The sequence below is a fragment of the Pseudanabaena sp. FACHB-1998 genome, from assembly GCF_014696355.1.
In the GTDB taxonomy this organism is placed as follows: domain Bacteria; phylum Cyanobacteriota; class Cyanobacteriia; order Pseudanabaenales; family Pseudanabaenaceae; genus Pseudanabaena.
The window spans coordinates 1-12933 of sequence record NZ_JACJQA010000054.1 but is presented as its reverse complement, the minus strand read 5'-3'; the positions used below and the strand labels follow the sequence as shown (position 1 = coordinate 12933).

Genomic DNA, 12933 nt, shown 5'->3' with positions numbered 1-12933 from the left:
AAATAAAATTTCTGAGTTTAGAGTAGGGCGATAAATTCATCTACAGTTAACCCTGCATCTCGGATGATTGATCGCAAGGTTCCTTTAGCAACAGTTTTATGGTTTGGGATAGTTAATTGAGTTGATGGATCTTGTCGGACTAAGGTAATGTGACTCCCCCTTTGCCGATTAACTACAAAATCAATTTTTTCTAATGCCTTGATGCAGTCTGCTCCCGAAACAACAGGCAACTTACTCATAGCGAAATTACCTCAATATTGTCATCGGGAATCGGTTCGCCCCGATCTTGCAAAACTTCAATATGCAGGGCGATCGCTTCTTGGATATTTGCCAAGGCTTCTTCCCTCGTTTCGCCTTGACTAATACAGCCAGTCAAGCTAGGCACTTCAACGATAAAATAGCCATCTTCATCACAATAGAGTAGCACTGTCCTTTTGAGCAAATTGGGATTAATTGCATTGGCTAACATAGCTTTATCCTTGCATTGTAATTAAGTGAAGAGTTTAGCATTTACACCTATTTAAATTTTTCCTGTCCCCCCTCGCCCTTAATGGGAGAGGGGGCTAGGGGGTGAGGGTTTACTTTGGTTTCAAAACATATACTCCGAGCAAATCCATCGGTAACTGAGCCTTCACTTTGACCTGTCCCTCCTTCGTAATTGCTCTAACTCTACGATGAGATTGGGCTAAATCTTGCGATCGCGCCTTCGCAATTAATTCCAATTCCTCCTGTAAATCTTCCATACTTTCTAACAAGTCACGCATATCCGATCGCACTAGTCCCAAACTAGGCGGATCGGCAACAGGTTCAGCAGTTTCTATTAACCTTAAAGCCTCACTTTGCTCTAGCCAAATCGGATTTGAAGTTGAGCCTGTAAAACCAACGACTAAGCATTCTTCAGCTAATAAACTTTTATCCTCTTTAAGTCCTTGTTTAGGGCTGTCAATCAAATGCCGCAAGCGTAATAGTAATAAAGTCGTGCGCTTAGTAACAGCATCCGTAACCGTAAATCCGCATCGCGCCGCCACAGGATTAACGGTATTACTCAAGACATCCTCTAATAGATATCTCGCCAAGCTTTCTACTAAGGGATGATTGCGCCCAATAAATTCCACTCCATCGGGAGTAGGACTAACAAAAGAAAGGCTTAACTTTTGGCGATCGCCTAATGTAGGCGTTAGCATGGACGCAATTTCGGAGGGGATGTTCGGCAATAGCCAACAAGGACGTTTTTGAATGGTTTTGGGAATTAGAGAAGCATTCAAGCGCCCACAAGCCGATCGCACAAAGCGCTCGATTTCTGTCGCACTTCCCAACACGCGATCAGACTCAATTAATTCCTGTTGCACATCTTCCGAAGTAATCGCTCTCTGAGCAAACCTTGTACGGCTAACTTTTTCTTCGGCTTGTTCCCAAATTCGATTCATTTCTGCATCTAGTAGCGCTAACTGTGAACCAGAGTCAAAAATAGAAAGCTGTACGCCTGCCGATTCGTATTCAAATAAGGAGTTAAAAATTCTCTCGGTAATATTGGCATTATCCATTGGTACTGGGACAGTAATTCCCAAAGAGCGATGGATTTTTACTGCCTTGCGAATCAATACTTTTAACACCACATCATCGATGGGGTTGTCCTGTCCACAGAGTAAAGCACATTTGACTTCCGATGCTTTTTGACCATAGCGATCGACTCTACCCTCACGCTGTTCCAGTCGGTTCGGATTCCAAGGTAAGTCATAGTGCAGCACTGCCGAGAAATGCTCTTGCAAGTTCACACCTTCACTGAGGCAATCCGTTGCCACTAAGACTCTTTGTTCGTAGCTTGCTAATTCTTTTAAAAATATCTCCCGTTCATCTTCCGACTGCTCACCCGTAATTGCCAACACCCGCAAGCGATCACCTTTTTTATCAAGCTTTTGCTTCAGCACATCGCCCAGATATTTCGCGACATACTGCGCCGTGGCAATATAGCGACACCAGATAATCGGATGATATCCTTCAGTGAGAAGCGTGAGTACTGTGGCGATCGCCTGTTGCAGTTTGGCATCCTTAGCTCCATAAAGTTTTTCCGCAACTACTACAAATGCTTTGAGCTTACGGCGATCGCTATCTCGATATTGTTGCTGTCCCTGCTCGATCGCTAATGTGGGTTGAGCATCGGCAGACTGTTCCTGTTCTGTCGGATCGTAAATATAGGAGGCCATCAAGTCTTCATCGATTGCTTCTTCCTCTAATTGCTCCCCCACCTCACGTTTTTCCACCTGTTTACTCAAGGTCGCCACCGCCGCCGCAGGTGAAGACATCACACAACGAATCAGCGCCAACGCCGCCCAATAACGTCCCCGCTTTTGGGCATAGGACATTTCATCGGTAACACCCTTAACCAAACCTCGCGCAAAATCATAAACCTCATTAAATAATTCGCGATATTCTCGCGTTAGCTTGTAACTAAGCTCCGTGGATAATCTTTCAGGAAACGGGGTCTCATTGCCTAGCCATTGCTTCACATCAGCGCGACGACGTTGGATAAAATGATTGGCTAATTTAGTCCGTTCTTGTTCCGAGAGATGTTCTAAATTCATCGCCGCAAATTCTGGTTTAACCAAGCCCAAAATCGACAAGAAAGATTCTTCAATACCGCTATGGGGCGTTGCCGATAGCAGCATTAAATGTTGATCCTGCTTTGCCGCAATCTCATTAACTAACTGATGACGCTGCTGTTGCGAAGCACTTTGTCCACTCGGACGCGAACAGGTATGTGCCTCATCGACAATTACCAGATCTGGACAATGAACTAAAAAACTAGCTCTCCGTTTATCGGACTTGGCATAGTCCAAACTAACGATGATATGGGGATAGTAGCCAAATACATGATGATTTCCCGCAGGTAGCGATCGCTCTAATTTTCCCACTGTCCCCGAACGAATCACCACCGCCTCAATATGAAACTTCTCCCGTAATTCCCGTTGCCACTGATCGCATAGGTGCGGCGGACATAAAACAGCGAGTCGCTTAATTTCTTGGCGATCGAGCATTTCCCTTGCTATCAATCCCGCTTCAATCGTCTTGCCAATCCCCACATCATCGGCAATCAACAATCGCACTGTCGACAACCGCAAAGCCATCAACAAAGGAACCATCTGATAAGGACGCGGATAAACCGACAATCTCCCCAAGCTCCGAAAAGGTCCCGCCCCATTCCGCAAACTTAGCCTTGCTGCATCCATCAATAACAAAGCCGCTTGGCGATCTTGAATCGCTTCAGGTTGTGGCGCAGGGAATTCGGCAGACTCAATTATTTCTAATCCCAATTTCTTGAAAACACCGCAAACCTCATCCTCATTACCGCTTAAAGGTCTTAATCTGACCACATCAGCATGATCGGGCGGCAAAACAACCCACTGGCGATCGCGACAAGTAACTACAGAACCAATGTTATAACTAGGCATATTTGAGAAATCCCAAAATTAGAAAACTTTCAAAGAGATTGAGATTTAGTTGGAGCTTGCTTCTTCAGCAGGTTTGGCTTCCTTAGGTTTTTTCTCAAACACTTGGATATTTGGCTCAAGCAAAACAAATCCTGTCCCAGTAGCTTCACCCATCTTGCCCGCAATCGCCGCTACCCACTGTGGATAATTAACTTGTGCGTCTTCCAACTTCTTAAATACTTTGGGTTTTACAGTAACACTAAAGATTTGACCATCACAATCTAAATCAAAGGACTTCCACCCGTTTTTATCAACGGACACATCAGAAGGAAATTCATTAATTTTGATAGTTAATTCCAGTTTTCCTTGTATTGCCATATTTGTACTGTATACCTAGTGAATGATATGTATTCATAACACATTTATTTTCCACATGACTAAAGGTATTCCCGAAAAGTGTAGAAAGTGTGCGATGCTCTCGGCGGCTCAAGCTCAAGAACTTCATGGCAATGATGGCGATCGCTGTTGGAATCCTAATGTTTGCTATAGTCGCCGCTCCTATGCCCGTCATCGCGATCGCCGAAATCTGATTCGCTCTCGTCAACGAGTTGAGGCTAATCAAGACTTAGTTGTGAATATTGATGAGTTTGCATCAGTATTTTGGGCTGTGCTTGTAGTTTATCGACCATCGGGAACTGATACACCAATTCATGCGATCGCTGTTCAAGTTTGGAAAGGGCAAGAAAAGTTTGCGGCGGTTCCACCAATTCATTGTGCGGGGATGGTTGCGACGCAAGTGCATACTTATGTTCAGAAAGCATTGGTTTTGCTAGAGTCAAATTATGGGATTAAGAAATTTGCTAGCCAAGAACGTCTCGATCCTTGGCTTTGTCCTTTGCGTCCTTGCCCTTGTCATCCTAACTAATTTTCAGAGTGGTTATGAAAGTTAAACAGCTTGAGTTGGATTTGTGGGATGTCCTTTCAATCGCTAGACAGACTCCTGAAGATGCGAATTTGCCAAGGGTGTTTGAGCTTTTAGATCTGACTCTGGTCGATCTCGATACGCGATCGCAGTTGCGAGTAGCAGGGGAAGCAGTATGTCAAATTGCTGATTTGTTTTGCGATCGCTCTAATTTTTTATTTGAGGAGTTACATTCTCCTGCGGCAAAGGGTGAGCCGATCATGGCTGATGATGCGTTTGATCGTTATGTACGTCAGTCTATGATGGTTGATTTTGACCAGTTTATTGAAACGTTGCCGAGTCTGAGTAGGAAAATTCCTGAACAGGCAAAAAATGGTAATTCAATTGTTGGCGAAATTGATAAAGAGATTTTGAGTCAATCTTTGGAGCAGGAAAGTTTGCTTAGTTTTGAGGAGGAATTTGAGCGAGCGATTAGTACGGCTCATGCGGAGGATGTATCGAGTTGGGTTGAGGCGATCGGGCATTGCATAGCTAATAATTCTTCTCCTATCCGCTTGATAAACTTACAAGCAAATTTGCCTTTACCAATCGTGGAAATTTGGCTGGGTTTACTTTTGGGCGATTTCAAACTTAAACAACGCGGAAACTTTTATGATTCCAACGAGATTTGGATTAGCTAAGGTGAAAATTGCCATGTACAGCAAGCCAAATACAGGCTGGCTTGACGCTGGTATATTCAACACGATGCTTTGTATGAGCGGGAATGAGCAGATAATCTCCTGCTTTTAGTTTTATTCTCGTATCGTCCGTATAGGAAAGGTCTGCTTCACCTTGCAATAAAATCACCCATTCATCAAGTACTTGGTCATACCATTGCCCAGAGGTCGTAGTTTGTCCTGTGGAAATAATGCGCTCAATCTGGATATTTTTACCAGCAACAATTTGCTCAAATTTTTCTAGCTGAGATACTTCTTGGGATAGTTCGAATATATTCGGCATAGATTCTAGGTTTAAATTTTTTATGCGATCATCAATAATTGAGATGGCAATGAACGATGATATTCAATGTTTAGCTTGATAAGTCGTGCTACGCTCTACAACGAAATACACTTTAAAAAGATTTTGCTTGATTTTTATCATAACGTTATGATAAAAATATTGCCACTTAAAACGAAATAATTTCAGGCTATATTTTCTATAGCTTAAACAATCTAAATAGACGTAAAAACATATCATTTAATTCTTATCATAACGTTATGATAAGAATTATCAGTGCTTAAACCTGCTGAAAATCTCCAGCTATGTTATATAGTTTTTAAAATTTAGCACCCCTAAGACTAGAGTAAATGGAGATAGAATGAGCCGAGTAATCGCGGTATTTAATCAAGCTGGAGGCGTGGGGAAAACAACTGTAGCCCAAAATCTTGGCTACAACCTTGCCAGCAGAGGACATAAAACCCTATTGATAGACATGGACCCTCAAGCATCACTCACCGCATTCATGGGTATTAATACAAGGACATTGAAATTAAGTGTCTATAATTCTTTAATTGCTGAAGATGAAGGAGAATCGCCAATCGCTTTACCAATTATTGGTAATCTTTATTCGATGGATTTATGCCCAGCCAACCTAAATCTTGCAAAAGCCGAGCAGCAGCTAGTTCTTGAGGAATTACGAGAATTTAAGCTCAAAGATGCCATTGAACCTTTCCTTGATATCTATGAATTTATTATCATTGACTGCCCACCAAGTTTAGGCATTTTAAGTGTAATTAGCTTGGTAGCAGCAACCCATGTACTTGTACCAATTCAAACACAATTTAAAGCTTTAATGGGAACTGACCTATTACTTGGCACGATCAAGAAGGTTCAAAAAAGGCTGAATAAAAATCTGAAGTTGGCAGGTTTTTTGCCTACGATGTATGCTTCTTCGACAGCAATGGATCAACAGACATTGTTTGATATTAATGAACAACTTGCGTCTATTGCTCAAGTATTTTCACCACTGCCTCGCGCTACAGCATTAGCAGAAGCAACAAAAGCTCTTAAACCTTTTGGCGCATTTATCAGCAACAACAAAAAGGGAAGCAATGGTACGATTTTAAAAATTTTTGATGAAGTATCTGAGACAATGGAAAAACTATGAGAAAACCACCAACAAAAGTCCAAACTAAACTGTCAAATGTTGCTCTTTTTGATGATGACGACAACGAAAATGATAATATATCAACAGACGGATTAATCTTAATCAGTGATATCTCTTTACCCAAACAGCAACCCCGACGTTATTTTGATCCTGCCAAAATGGTAGAGTTGAAAGAGTCAATTAGTCATCATGGAATTTTAGAGCCAATTATTGTTCGATCTGTAAATACTGGCTATGAATTAGTTGCAGGCGAACGTAGATTTCGTGCAGCGAAGGAATTAGGACTGGAAAAGATTCCTACTGTAATCCATCAGTTAACTGATGAGCAAGCCTATGAAATTGCACTTGTAGAAAATTTACAACGCGAAGATTTAAACCCAGTTGAAGAGACGGAGGCAATACTTCAGATCCTATCGCTCAGATTAGCAATTCCTGAGAAATCAGTAATCTCCAATCTTTACAAAATGCGAGTAACTCCTGAATCAGATCGTGACGACCTTTTATCTGAGATCTCAAATAAAGTTATCAGTATCTTTGAATCATTGCAGACTGTTAAATGGGAGTCATTTGTCGTTAATCGATTGCCTTTACTAAATTTGCCGATAGAAGTACTAGAGTCACTACGCCAAGGACAAATCGAATATACCAAAGCAACCGCGATCGCCACGATTAAGGATGCCGATCTTCGGCAATCATTACTAACTGAAACTATTAACGAGGGTCTATCTCTAGCGCAGATCAAGGAAAAAATTCGCTATATCAAAGCAGGTCAAACTACTGAGAAACCTGTCACATTAAAAACTAGATTTACCACATCTATGCAGAAACTCAAAAAGTCATCGGTCTGGAATGACAAGAAAAAGCAAAAGTCTTTAGAAAAACTTGTAGCTCAGATTGAAGCTTTAATCGAGCAGGAAGAACCCTCATAAACTAATAAATCCAAGGGATTAGCTTTTTTACAGAAGTGCGATAGTTGGAATATGCAGGAAATTTTTCTGTAAGCCACACTTCTTCTTTTCTCGCTTTAGCATCAAAGAAAAGGAATAGAGCGATCGCACCCAGAAAATGTACCCAACTAATTTGCCAACTGGCATAAGTAAAGGCAAGAGAAATAACACCACTATATAAAGGATGTCGCACCAAACTATAGATACCCGTTTGCACTAACTGTCCATCATCCCTAGGATGCGGTAATGGAGTCAGATTTTGACCAAGATCGAAAAGCGATCGCCCTAACAAGATCATTGCGCCAACACCAAAAACAGCAGTTAGCCCTAAACTTACATAGGGCACAACAGGTGAATCTACATTGATGAAACTAGGTTGAGCATTCGGTAAAATTGCAAAGCAGAACAATAAAATACCCTGAGCAATCACCCAGTATTCACCACGTAAACCACGCCACCAATCGCTAGTGATACCCCAATCTGACAATAGTTTCATTAAGTCACTTACCTGAACATTCTCGGTCTAACCAAGTCTATGCTATTAACAACCGATCCCCAATATTGGGAACAACGTTATCAAGAAAATACAGCCCAATGGGATATCGGCATGGCAGCCCCTCCCTTGGCAAGTTTATTAGCATCAAGTGAAGCGCCGATCGCGGGAAAACCCGCAGTAATAGGCTGTGGTCAAGGACATGATGCGATTTTATTTGCCAAACATGGCTTTGATACGATTGGTTTTGACTTTGCGCTAAGCGCAATTGCCCTTGGGCAAAAGCTAAGCCAAACAATGGAAATATCAATGCAATTTCTGCAAAGAGATATTTTTGAATTGCCTCAAGAATTTCCAAACAGTTTCGACTATGCGATCGAACATACTTGCTTCTGCGCGATTCGTCCCGAACAACGCCGCGATTATGTGAAAATGGTGCGGTCAATTTTAAAATCAACGGGAGAATTAATTGCCTTATTCTGGGCGCACAATCAACCTGATGGACCGCCATTCGGCACAACAATTGAGGAAATCCAAGATTTATTCTCAGCTAGTTTTGACACATCCAACATTTCACTAGTGAGCAATTCAATCTCCTCACGCAGTGGAGAAGAATATTTAGCTAAATTTAGGGTTTTAAGATGAGTTCAACTATAGTCAGCTAGAACGCCAAAACAGCTAAATTTAAGAACAACTTATGACGAGCGTCAGCAGAGAGCCGTACCAAAACATGACTATGTAAATAGTTTGGAATATGTTTGGCAAAGAACTCAAAAATCCCAAACAAGGTATCTTTTATCGGTATATCTTCAGCCAAAAATAACTCAGTTGTCCCAGCCCAAAGATCGACAATTGCTAGCTCATGAGAATCATTAAGAGCAAACAGATTTTCATTAAAACTATGGATCAATTGGTTATATAGAGTATCTAATAACGAATTGATCCAATCAAAATGATGTAGCAAAGCACCACGGGAAATATCAAAATACTGGCATAGCTGTCGTTGAGAAGCATTGAGCAAATCAAACCCACCATCGGCAACAGAATCAATCACCTGAGCTACCTTAAGCTGCAAAAGCTCCAAATTAGACATCGCCTTAGCAGTGATATCACCAGATTTGATGAGCGTATGGGGCATATCACCCAAATCAAAATCTGACAAAAAGTAAATAGCATCACCATTCCGAAAGCGATCGCCAGCCTTCCTACCAAAACACTGCATAACGGTAGCCAAAATATGGCGATCGACAAACGCCGCAAAATCGGGATCTTTCTCAGTTGGATGCAAATCCGTCATCGCAACATAATCAGCGCGAAGCATGGCAATATTGGCACAAGGAGTGCCGACAATCACAAAAGTTTTAGCCGCTTTGAAATCATTGGAGCCACGGGAATCACGGAACCAAAAGCCATGAGTATCCGACTTAGCAAACTTTTTAAAATCAATCACCCTAGTCGTGGGATCAAGCTCAGTAAGATGAGCAATAATCGCCTCAACCTTAGCCGTCTTTTCCTCACGACGCTGCATTCCCAAACGTCCTAGATTATTGACCTGAAAAATCGGCGGCATCACCAATTCACCAGATTGCTTAATCGTATGAACAGGAGCATTGAGGCGCATTGCTAGATCTGTGACATCAATCGTGGCATCCAGATAAAGATTAGCAGCCGACTTGTGAGCGATCGCCCGTAAGCGCTCATCGCCCAGAGAAACTGTTAACCTTTCATATTGAATATGCAGATCACCGTGGGAAATAGCCCCAGAGAGAACATCTAAAAACTCCACTAGCCATTGTTTTAGAACCTCATGGTCAATCTTTTGTCTAATTTCATCAGCATGGAAAGTAGTTTCTCGTTTCAGCAAAGCATGAAGTTTCGCTAACTCTCGCTTATCCTTACCCTTAGCATTTTCAAACTCAGAATCGGCAATTCCATCAACCGTATCGAGAATTGATAGATTGGGTTTTAGCAATTCAGCCAGCAAAGTCGTATCAATAATTTCAGGAATAGCCGATTTAATTCCATGAAAATCTAGCCCGTGGTATGACTTATCACCCAGCAACTCATGTAACTTATTCAGCACATCAATAATTTGCTGCTTATGGTCAAGATGAGAACGAGACAAAAGGGCGATCGCTTTATCCACATCATCTCGACTAACCGAAATCTGACGCATAGTTGTCAAACTTTCTGACACCTCTTCCCAGATTAATACAGTCTTTGAATAATCAAACTCATCAGGACTAGGTAAACTCATGGGATGAGAACGTAAAATCTTAGAATTAAAAGCGATCGCCCTTTGATGACGAAACCCAAACCCATCACCCGAACTACCACGACAAGCATTAAGCAAAGGACAAGTCTCACAAATGACCTTAGTATCGGAAATTGCCTTATCGCGCAGAGCCGAAATCGCCCCGGTCCGAGAGCAATTCGCATGAGTATGCAAATCCTCACCCGATTTAGCACGACGTAACTTACCTGACTTGGAAACTAGACCGTTATGACGAGCAGGCAGAATCGCCCAATCCTGCAAAGTGGAAGTCGTGACATTACGCGAATCATTAGATATATAGATAATTCTTTCAACACCATCAAACATTTCAGGACGCAAGCGCCCTGCATCATAACTTTTGCCCGTACCCGTCGCCGAAGCATCAAGGACATGTTTTTGAGTTAGTAATGAATCACGCCAAGATTCTAATCTTGTCCCCGACTCATATTCAAATTGGGGTAAGACCGATTGAGGCGATCGCCTAACTTGAGATTTATTAGTAAAACCCTTGGCAGTCTTCTTTGGAAAAAGCCTATCTTTCAACCATTGAAACGGTGAAAACTTGGGTTTGGTTTGATAATTAGCAATTTGGAAAAACTGCTCAACCGTCAAAAGCTGAATCGCTACCTCACCAGATAACTCATCAATATCATCATCAGTTTTAGTAAACTGACCCCACCAGAGAATGTCAATTGCAAAATCTAGCTCAGCTAGAAAATCAAGATTTTTCTCATGGCGACGCATCACGGACGGATTAGCCGCATCACCCGCATCGATTGCATATTCCAAACGAGTTAACTCAGGTTTAGCCCCAATCGCGTCAAAGTAACTTTGTAAAGTTTCTTTACTAGCGACAAACTGACCACCCGAAGCGCCGATTGCCACACAACCACGCAATTTAGAAGCAAGATAGGGTTTAACGCCAGTACCTTCGACTAAAACTACACGCTGACAATCAACCTGAATATCACCGTGAAAGGCAAGAGGCAATTCACCATTTTGTTGCTGCGCCGAGATGCCAAAAGGCTTATGCCAGCGATAGCGCCCAGAATTTGCATCACGTAAACGGATTTGAAAACCGAGTATTTGTCCTTGAGGATGCTTAATTGGCAGAATATAGCCAGAATTAGTTGATTTAGCCCCTAAATGATTAATCTCAAGCTCAGACAAACCACGGCTAACTAAATCCGCTCTATCTAAACTATCTAAATTAAGTTTGTGTAAATAACCTTGATAAAGGCGATCGCGTTGAGTCACATCAGGCAACTTCGCCAAACCATCTCGCTTCGCCTTTTGCTGAGCCAGCCGCAGTCTTAAATTGCTATTGTGACGCTCTTGGCGCTCCAACTCAGACTCAGGATGCTTGCGGACATACTTACCCGCAAAGTAGCTGCCATTAGTTTCGCCCCAATATTTCCAATCCGTCAGACCAACATCACTGGGATGGGTCATGCACAAAACAAAATCTTGATTATCCGAAGCAATTCTACATTTGCCCTTGATGTCATCGCAGATGGGACAAGGATTATTTGACTTGGCTGGTGAAAACTTACGAGAAGAATACTGATTATTTAAGGAAGCCATTAGTTTTGACCTCCCATGAGCTTGCTAAGGGAGATCTCAACAAAGATCTGCGCCTGCAAGAGTTGCAAAATTAAAAACATCTAGATTGTCCTGATTGTAAGGTTTGTAGCGACTTCAATCAGAAAACAGACAGACTTTTTGAATTCAGTTCAATAATCACTTATTGGTTTTTGCAAAAAATTAAAAAAATTCGCAGCAAAAACTATTGCTAAACTTATATCTTGCGTTAAGATATAGAGAAGCGCTGAACAAAATTGCCGTTCCAAAGCAACATCTGTCCATTTTCGGATATTAAATTTAAAAACCTTCGGGTTTACAAGAAAGCTGGTGAGGTCGAAGTCACTGGCTTTTTTGTATCTGAAGGGGGAAAACTAGGTAAGTAATCTCCTGTAGATAAAAAACTGCAATTTAAGCATACAGCGATCGCTTAAGATCTGATCGACAAAAGATCAAAATTTTATTGAAATAAACCTCAATTTTGCTGACAAGCATCGATACTGTCACCTGTGACACAAATTAGACAGTAATGAGCAAATGTAGATGATGTCATTTATAAAGGTTGCCCGTGTTAGTAGTGTTTTCACTACCATGAAAAGCTTAGTCAGTGGGGAGATAATGGGATGTAGAACTGACTAAAGGAAAAAATTAAGGCTCAATAGGTGAAACGGGGAGGTAAAGCAAGTAGAGATTGAAGCAAAGCACAGAGCAAAGCTTTACCTCTTCTCCTAGCATTATGAACAAACTCAAAGAAGCTCAAATATACAGGCAACTTTTCTTGAGAAATACCACGATGAGGACGTAACCAAGAACGCAAAAGCGACCAAAAGCCTTCCATCGTATTGACATGAACTTCACAAAAGCCATCACCATCTTCATCTCTTGCATATTCACCTACCCCATGACAAACAGTTTTGTGTGCATAGCCCCAATCTTGGAAGGGCAGGGTTATTTCAAGAAAGGTTAGGAGGAACCAGAAAAAGGCTAGTGACAGACGTAGAGGTATTTTGTAATAATTTAATCCAATAAAGTTAAATAAGCCAGAAAATGAGTAATAGTCTAGTTGATTATCTCAAAGAGATACCAGATCCGCGCAAGGCAAAAGGAAGGCGAGATGAATTATGGCAAATCCTGCTGATAG

The 12933-nt window shown here is 41.7% G+C and carries 12 protein-coding genes and 1 pseudogene; 5 read left to right on the top strand and 8 right to left on the bottom strand.

What is annotated here, in order from left to right; translation table 11 throughout:
• Positions 1 to 17: 17 nt before the first annotated feature.
• From H6F42_RS20750 to H6F42_RS20735, 4 genes are all read right to left on the bottom strand, one after another.
• Positions 18 to 239, bottom strand: coding sequence for a type II toxin-antitoxin system HicA family toxin (locus H6F42_RS20750; RefSeq protein WP_190401292.1), 222 nt, complete (start codon positions 237 to 239; stop codon positions 18 to 20).
• Entirely contained in the window at positions 236 to 469 is a 234-nt protein-coding gene (locus H6F42_RS20745; protein WP_190401291.1) for a type II toxin-antitoxin system HicB family antitoxin, read from the bottom strand. Before H6F42_RS20745 ends, H6F42_RS20750 begins: the two co-directional genes overlap by 4 nt.
• 109 nt (positions 470 to 578) lie before the next feature.
• Entirely contained in the window at positions 579 to 3449 is a 2871-nt protein-coding gene (locus H6F42_RS20740; protein ID WP_190401290.1) for a helicase-related protein, read from the bottom strand.
• Between the two features lie 45 nt (positions 3450 to 3494).
• A complete protein-coding gene (locus H6F42_RS20735; protein WP_190401289.1) occupies positions 3495 to 3806 on the bottom strand; it encodes a fertility inhibition FinO-like protein in 312 nt (103 codons plus the stop codon).
• 55 nt (positions 3807 to 3861) lie between these two features.
• Between H6F42_RS20735 and H6F42_RS20730 the strand changes: the two genes are divergently transcribed.
• Positions 3862 to 4353: a hypothetical protein gene (locus H6F42_RS20730; RefSeq protein WP_190401288.1), complete on the top strand. Its 492-nt coding sequence runs from the start codon at positions 3862 to 3864 to the stop codon at positions 4351 to 4353.
• A 14-nt stretch (positions 4354 to 4367) separates the two neighbouring features.
• Positions 4368 to 5030, top strand: coding sequence for a hypothetical protein (locus H6F42_RS20725; RefSeq protein WP_190401287.1), 663 nt, complete (start codon positions 4368 to 4370; stop codon positions 5028 to 5030).
• Here H6F42_RS20725 and H6F42_RS20720 read toward each other — a convergent pair.
• The gene (locus tag H6F42_RS20720) at positions 5023 to 5349 is read right to left on the bottom strand and encodes a cupin domain-containing protein (RefSeq protein WP_190401286.1); all 327 of its coding nucleotides are present in this window, start codon (positions 5347 to 5349) and stop codon (positions 5023 to 5025) included. The genes H6F42_RS20725 and H6F42_RS20720 overlap by 8 nt on opposite strands.
• A 358-nt stretch (positions 5350 to 5707) precedes the next feature.
• On the opposite strand from H6F42_RS20720, the gene H6F42_RS20715 reads away from it, so the two are divergent.
• Positions 5708 to 6496, top strand: a complete 789-nt coding sequence (locus tag H6F42_RS20715; RefSeq protein ID WP_190401285.1) for an AAA family ATPase — start codon at positions 5708 to 5710, stop codon at positions 6494 to 6496.
• On the top strand, positions 6493 to 7425 hold the full coding sequence (locus H6F42_RS20710; RefSeq protein WP_190401284.1) for a ParB/RepB/Spo0J family partition protein: 933 nt from the start codon (positions 6493 to 6495) through the stop codon (positions 7423 to 7425). The genes H6F42_RS20715 and H6F42_RS20710 overlap by 4 nt, the downstream gene beginning before the upstream one ends.
• A 1-nt stretch (position 7426) precedes the next feature.
• On the opposite strand, the gene H6F42_RS20705 is transcribed toward H6F42_RS20710, so the two are convergent.
• Complete coding sequence (locus tag H6F42_RS20705) at positions 7427 to 7939, bottom strand: isoprenylcysteine carboxylmethyltransferase family protein (RefSeq protein WP_190401283.1); 513 nt, start codon at positions 7937 to 7939, stop codon at positions 7427 to 7429.
• A 39-nt stretch (positions 7940 to 7978) separates the two neighbouring features.
• Between H6F42_RS20705 and H6F42_RS20700 the strand changes: the two genes are divergently transcribed.
• Complete coding sequence (locus tag H6F42_RS20700; RefSeq protein WP_190401282.1) at positions 7979 to 8581, top strand: methyltransferase domain-containing protein; 603 nt, start codon at positions 7979 to 7981, stop codon at positions 8579 to 8581.
• A 16-nt stretch (positions 8582 to 8597) separates the two neighbouring features.
• Here H6F42_RS20700 and H6F42_RS20695 read toward each other — a convergent pair whose 3' ends face one another.
• Both H6F42_RS20695 and H6F42_RS22010 read right to left on the bottom strand, forming a co-directional pair.
• Positions 8598 to 11795, bottom strand: coding sequence for a hypothetical protein (locus H6F42_RS20695; RefSeq protein WP_190401281.1), 3198 nt, complete (start codon positions 11793 to 11795; stop codon positions 8598 to 8600).
• 652 nt (positions 11796 to 12447) lie between these two features.
• Positions 12448 to 12708, bottom strand: a pseudogene (locus H6F42_RS22010) (DDE transposase); the annotation flags it as partial.
• Positions 12709 to 12933 lie beyond the last annotated feature (225 nt).

What these genes read in the sequence shown, in the direction of transcription:
- H6F42_RS20750 (WP_190401292.1), bottom strand. Translation starts at nt 239, where the DNA reads ATGAGTAAGTTGCCTGTTGTTTCGGGAGCAGACTGCATCAAGGCATTA.
- H6F42_RS20745 (WP_190401291.1), bottom strand. Translation starts at nt 469, where the DNA reads ATGTTAGCCAATGCAATTAATCCCAATTTGCTCAAAAGGACAGTGCTA.
- H6F42_RS20740 (WP_190401290.1), bottom strand. Translation starts at nt 3,449, where the DNA reads ATGCCTAGTTATAACATTGGTTCTGTAGTTACTTGTCGCGATCGCCAG.
- H6F42_RS20735 (WP_190401289.1), bottom strand. Translation starts at nt 3,806, where the DNA reads ATGGCAATACAAGGAAAACTGGAATTAACTATCAAAATTAATGAATTT.
- H6F42_RS20730 (WP_190401288.1), top strand. Translation starts at nt 3,862, where the DNA reads ATGACTAAAGGTATTCCCGAAAAGTGTAGAAAGTGTGCGATGCTCTCG.
- H6F42_RS20725 (WP_190401287.1), top strand. Translation starts at nt 4,368, where the DNA reads ATGAAAGTTAAACAGCTTGAGTTGGATTTGTGGGATGTCCTTTCAATC.
- H6F42_RS20720 (WP_190401286.1), bottom strand. Translation starts at nt 5,349, where the DNA reads ATGCCGAATATATTCGAACTATCCCAAGAAGTATCTCAGCTAGAAAAA.
- H6F42_RS20715 (WP_190401285.1), top strand. Translation starts at nt 5,708, where the DNA reads ATGAGCCGAGTAATCGCGGTATTTAATCAAGCTGGAGGCGTGGGGAAA.
- H6F42_RS20710 (WP_190401284.1), top strand. Translation starts at nt 6,493, where the DNA reads ATGAGAAAACCACCAACAAAAGTCCAAACTAAACTGTCAAATGTTGCT.
- H6F42_RS20705 (WP_190401283.1), bottom strand. Translation starts at nt 7,939, where the DNA reads ATGAAACTATTGTCAGATTGGGGTATCACTAGCGATTGGTGGCGTGGT.
- H6F42_RS20700 (WP_190401282.1), top strand. Translation starts at nt 7,979, where the DNA reads ATGCTATTAACAACCGATCCCCAATATTGGGAACAACGTTATCAAGAA.
- H6F42_RS20695 (WP_190401281.1), bottom strand. Translation starts at nt 11,795, where the DNA reads ATGGCTTCCTTAAATAATCAGTATTCTTCTCGTAAGTTTTCACCAGCC.